The sequence below is a fragment of the Kitasatospora sp. NPDC059722 genome (genome assembly GCF_042733235.1).
Classification (GTDB): Bacteria; Actinomycetota; Actinomycetes; order Streptomycetales; family Streptomycetaceae; genus Kitasatospora.
Map to the genome: position 1 here is coordinate 104,099 of NZ_JBHWGD010000009.1, position 4,447 is coordinate 108,545.

General features: G+C 76.0%; 4 protein-coding genes. 1 reads left to right on the plus strand and 3 read right to left on the minus strand.

Going from position 1 to position 4,447, the window contains the following annotated elements:
• Nucleotides 1-124: 124 nt before the first annotated feature.
• The 3 genes from ACFV4F_RS08060 to ACFV4F_RS08070 form a co-directional block, all read right to left on the minus strand.
• Nucleotides 125-1,291, minus strand: coding sequence for an ROK family protein (locus tag ACFV4F_RS08060; protein ID WP_380500929.1), 1,167 nt, complete (start codon nucleotides 1,289-1,291; stop codon nucleotides 125-127).
• A gap of 291 nt (nucleotides 1,292-1,582) precedes the next feature.
• Entirely contained in the window at nucleotides 1,583-1,972 is a 390-nt protein-coding gene (locus ACFV4F_RS08065; protein ID WP_380500931.1) for a hypothetical protein, read from the minus strand.
• Between the two features lie 23 nt (nucleotides 1,973-1,995).
• Nucleotides 1,996-3,543: a hypothetical protein gene (locus tag ACFV4F_RS08070; RefSeq protein WP_380500933.1), complete on the minus strand. Its 1,548-nt coding sequence runs from the start codon at nucleotides 3,541-3,543 to the stop codon at nucleotides 1,996-1,998.
• A 290-nt stretch (nucleotides 3,544-3,833) separates the two neighbouring features.
• On the opposite strand from ACFV4F_RS08070, the gene ACFV4F_RS08075 reads away from it, so the two are divergent.
• The coding region (locus ACFV4F_RS08075; RefSeq protein WP_380500935.1) for a phenylacetate--CoA ligase family protein at nucleotides 3,834-4,447 on the plus strand (614 nt) is incomplete at its 3' end.

Genomic DNA, 4,447 nt, shown 5'->3' on the forward strand with positions numbered 1-4,447 from the left:
AACAATTTTTAATGCTACGGCGACCACCGAGATATACACTTGCTGTGTCGTCGGCAGCGTCATCTGTGTATAAGAGACAGCCCCACAGGCGTCCGGGCCTCGGTCGTTTTCCCACCCGGAGGTGTCAGACCCGGGGCGGGTCGACGGCGAAGAGCTGCTCCTCGACGTGGTCCAGGGCGACGCGCAGGGCGCCCATCGCGACGACCTCCGAGCCGAGCGCGGCCAGGGCCACCTCGGGCGCGCGGAGCGTGAACTCGGCGAGCCGCTCGCGCAGCGGCTCCAGGACGCCGTCGAGCCCGGCGGCCCACCCGCCGACCACGACCAGGCGCGGGTCGATCGCGAGGACGAGGGCGGCGACGGACTGCACGAGGCGGGTCAGGAAGCGGTCCATGGCGACCTTGGCCACCTCGTCGCCCTCGCGCGCGAGCCGCAGGACGCGGGCGACGGCCGCCTCGTCGAGCGGGTTGAGGGGCTTGCCGGTGGTCGACAGGAGCCGCTCGGGGGTGACCTCCTGGCCCAGCAGGTGCAGCGCGCCGATCTCGCCGGCGGCGCCGCCGTACCCGCGGTGCAGGCGGCCGTTGATGAGCGAGCCGGCCCCGGGGCTGAGGCCGGCCATGACGAAGACGACGTCGTCGGCGCCGACCGCCGCGCCCTGCCAGTGCTCGGCGATCGCGGCGAGGTTGGCGTCGTTCTCGATCAGCACGGGGCAGCGGAAGGAGCGGCGCAGCCGCACGCCGAGGTCGAGGCCGGTCCAGCCGGGCATGGCCGTGCCGAGCCGGATGGTGCCCTCGCGGTCGACGATGCCGGGGGTGCCGATGCCGACGGCCCACAGGTTGTCGCGCGAGATGCCGGCCTTGCGCAGCACCTCGGCGACGGCGGTGCGGACGGCGGCGAGCCGGTCCTCGGCCTCCAGGGTCTCGTCGACGGGCTTGAAGTGACTGCCCAGCACCTCGCCGGTGAGGTCGGCGAGGATGACGCGGACGTCGTGCACGCCGATCTCGATGCCGAGGATGTGCCCGGCCTCGGCGCGGAAGCGGAACCAGCGGGCGGGCCGGCCGCGGCGGCCGGTGCCCGGCTGGCCGTCCTCCTTGGGCTGGTCGACCTCGGCGACGAGCCCGGTGTCGACGAGTCCCTCGATGACGCCCTCGACGGTGGGCCGGGAGAGCCCGGTCTCGCCGACGAGCTGAGTGAGGGTCACGGCGTGGCCGGCCCGCAACGCCCGGAGCGTGACCGCCGCGTTGATCCGCCGCAGCAGTGAGGAGTCCCCGCCGGTGAGCCGATCCGCCAACACGATGCCCTTCGCCGTTCGCGCGACTGCCCTGGCGCGCGGAGTCGAGTCCGCGGGGACCGCCAACGCCCCGCGGGGTTCCGCCGCCCGGATCCGAGGCCGCCGACGGCGGGAGGAGCCGCCTGCATCACGGCCGGGAGGCCTGGGCCCGTCCCCGAACTCCCGCGTGCCGGGCGGTGACGAGCCCAGGCGGATGCTACCCGGGCCCGGGGCCGACGGGCGAGGATCCTCGCAGCTCATCCCCGCTTCGGTATCGAAATGGTACGCATCGGGTGGCGGTGCGTGACCCGGGCTTCACCGCTCGACCACGAAACGCTCACCGTGCTGCCGCCGGGGCGGGTGGGACCACGCGGCCCGGTCGTGGGCGCCGCCGAGCGAGCCGACGCCGCGCCAGGCGCCGATGGACAGGGCGGAGAGCGCGGAGCCGATCGAGCCGGCGGAGGCGAACGAGCCCATGGAACCCACGGATCCGAACGAGCCGATCGAGCCGATGGACAGGACGGAGCCCACCGAGCCGATCGACAGGATCGACCCGACCGAGCCGATCGAGAGCAGCGAGCCGAGCGAGCCGAGCGAGCCGAGCGAGCCGAGCGAGCCGAGCGAGCCGAGCGAGCCGCTCGACGCGATCGACGCGATCGAGGCGATCGACGCGAGCGGGTCCGCGTGCCGGGAGGACCGGGCCATGTCCTCGATCCTAGTGCGGCGGCTCAGGGCACGCGGGCGACGAACAGGTGCTGGCCGAGCAGGCCCATCGGGTGCCCGTCCTCGGGCAGGGCGAGGACGGTCGCGCAGCCGGCCGCCGTCAGCGCCGCGCGCCACTCCTCGGCGGGAGCGGGCGCGGGCGCCGGCGCTTCGAGGGCGTCGGGTTCGGTGGTGACGAGGACGTCGAGCTGCTCGTCCGTCGCCGCGACGAGCAGCAGCCGGCCGCCGGGCGCCAGCAGGCGGACGAGCTCCGCGACGGTGGTGTCCGGGTCGCCGGCGCCGGCGGCGACGACGACGTCGAAGCGGCTGCCGTCGGGCAGCGGGTGGTGCTCGACGACCTGGCGGGGGCGGGCGGACAGGGCGCGGGCGATCGCGGTGTCGGTGCCGTCGCCGTCGCTGAGCTCCAGCACCCGCAGCGGCGCGGGCCCGTCGTGCGCCTCGGCCATGCCGCGGACGAGCGAGCCGAGCGCCGCGCCGAAGTACCCGCGGGCGGCGGTCCAGCGCAGCGGGGGGACGGCCGGGCGGGGCGGCTCCTGGCCGGTGATCCGGCGGGGCAGGCGCAGGGCGGCGCGCCGGACCCGGTCGAGGGCGGCGGCCTGGCCGAGCCCGTCGGCCCAGGCGTCGGCGGCCGGGCGCCAGGTCTCGCGGACCTCGGCGGCGGCGAGCGGCGGCGCGCCGACGTAGCGGTCGTCGTGCCGGGCTATCAGGCCGTGCCGGGCGAGGGCGTCGAGCCAGCGCACGACCTGGGGGCGGTAGACGGGGGTGACGACGACGGAGTCGAGGATCTCGGTCTCGGTGTGCCCGGTGGCGGGGTCGGTGAGGACGCCGTACTGCTGGAGGGTCAGCAGGAGCGAGCCGAGGACGGCGTGGTCGAGGTGCGCGCCGAAGTCGCGGACCTGCTCGGCGGTGATGCCGATGGCGTGCTTCCAGGCGGCGGTCGCGGCGGTGGCGGCGGCGGCGCGCAACCGGTGCTCGGCGGCCTCGGCGTCGCTGTGCGGCTCGCGCAGGTGGGCGACGACGGCGCCGAGCGCGTCGACGGCGGCGTAGACGTCGTCCTGCCGGGGCTCGGGGCCGACGTGCAGGACGAGGCGCAGCGCGGACAGGTCGTGGGCGGCGAGGCCGGGCACGCGGGCGAGGCGCCAGAGCAGGTCGGAGGGCAGCGTGAGGTGGGTGGTGCCGGTGGTGGCGAGGGCGGCGAGCTGCTCCTCGGGGCGCTGGTCGGGGTCGGCGCAGTGGACGGTGCCGCCGGCCAGCAGGGTGGCGAGGGCGAGTTCGACGGCGAGGTCGGTCGCGGGGTGGAGCAGGGTGTGCCGGATGGGCTCCGGGCCGAGGACGCCCGCCCAGTGCCGCAGCCGCTGCTCGGCGGCGCGGGCGGTGCTCGCGGGCAGCGCGGAGTGTGCGGCGACCTTGGCGGCGACGGCTCCGGGCAGTCCGCCGGGCGGGGAGACGCCGAGCAGCAGGCCGATGCCGCTGATCGAGCGGCCGCCGGCGACGACGGCGGGTCGGTCGCCGAGTTCGCGCAGCGCGCTGACCAGGGCGGGGGACGTGGGCAAGGTGATCACTCCGGGTGGCAGGGGAAGCCGGACCACTGAACCATGCGGGGGAGCCGGTGGTAGCCGTATCCGGGTAAAAATTCGTAATGATTTTCATATCGGATCGTCAACTCGGCCCCGGAAATCTCGCCGTGAACGGGCCGGAACTGCGCAATCCGGATGGGCTCCGCGGAGTCGGCCCGATGTCTTGACACCCGCGGCGCGTCCTGGATTACTGGCCCTGGGGCCGCCCGGCCGAACGATCGGTCGGGGCGGCCGCGGGGGCCCGGCCGACCTGCGAAGGAGCGACGATGACCAGCAGCGCGCCCGAAGAAGCCGGGGTCCCCGAGGGAGCCGGGAGCGCTGTGCCGAGGCGCCTCGGCGAGCCCGTCCCGCCGGGGCTGCTGGACGCCGGCGAGCGGATGACGGTCGGCGAACTGCGCGCCCACCAGCTCGACCGCCTCCGGGCCACCCTGCGGCACGCGTACGACAACGTCGAGCTGTACCGCCGCAAGTTCGACGCCGCCGGGGTCGGGCCGGGGGACTGCCGCAGCCTGGCGGACCTCGCCCGCTTCCCGTTCACCACCAAGGCCGACCTGCGCGAGGGATACCCGTTCGGCCTGTTCGCCGTCCCGATGGACCGGGTCCGCCGGATCCACGCCTCCAGCGGCACCACCGGGCGCCCGACCGTCGTCGGCTACACCGAGAACGACCTGTCGATGTGGGCGGACGTCGTCGCCCGCTCGATCCGCGCGGCCGGCGGACGGGCCGGCCACAAGGTGCACATCGCGTACGGCTACGGGCTGTTCACCGGCGGGGGGGGGGGGGGCGCCCGGCCGCCCCCCCCCCGCCGGCGCGCGCGGGGGCGGGGGGGCGCGCGCGGCGGGGGGCGGGCGGCGGTGCCGGCGCGGGCCCCCGGCGCCCG

Coding starts and splice junctions, on each gene's coding strand:
- ACFV4F_RS08065 (WP_380500931.1), bottom strand. CDS start 1,972: ATGGCCCGGTCCTCCCGGCACGCGGACCCGCTCGCGTCGATCGCCTCG.